Below are 390 nucleotides of genomic sequence, written 5' to 3'. Positions count from 1 at the left end.
GTCGTCGATCGAGCGGATCAGGCCGACGCCGCGCACCACCGCCGATTGCTGGCCGATATCAACGGTGTTACCGCCGACGTTGACGTTGGAATTGCCGACGGCCTGCAGCAGTTGCGGCAACGTCAACCCGTTAGCGACCAGCTTGTTGAAGTCGACCTGGATCTCGTAGGTCTTGCTCTTGCCGCCCCAGCCGGTGACGTCGATGACTCCCGGCACGGCGCGGAAGCGGCGCTGCAGGATCCAGTCCTGAATGGTCTTGAGGTCGAGCACGCTGTAGTTCGGCGGCCCGACGAGACGGTAGCGGAATATCTCGCCGATCGGGCTGAGCGGCGAGATCTGCGGCTGCACGTTGCCGGGCAGCGGCGCAAGCTGAGCCAGGCGGTTCAAGAC

1 protein-coding gene is annotated in these 390 nt (G+C 64.6%); it reads right to left on the bottom strand.

Going from position 1 to position 390, the window contains the following annotated elements:
- On the bottom strand, window positions 1-390 hold a 390-nt coding region (locus EN879_RS38725), incomplete at both ends, for an efflux RND transporter permease subunit (protein ID WP_164774980.1).

It is taken from the genome of Mesorhizobium sp. M7A.F.Ca.AU.002.02.1.1 (genome assembly GCF_003998535.1).
In the GTDB taxonomy this organism is placed as follows: domain Bacteria; phylum Pseudomonadota; class Alphaproteobacteria; order Rhizobiales; family Rhizobiaceae; genus Mesorhizobium; species Mesorhizobium ciceri.
This window is presented reverse-complemented; position numbering and strand designations above follow the sequence as displayed.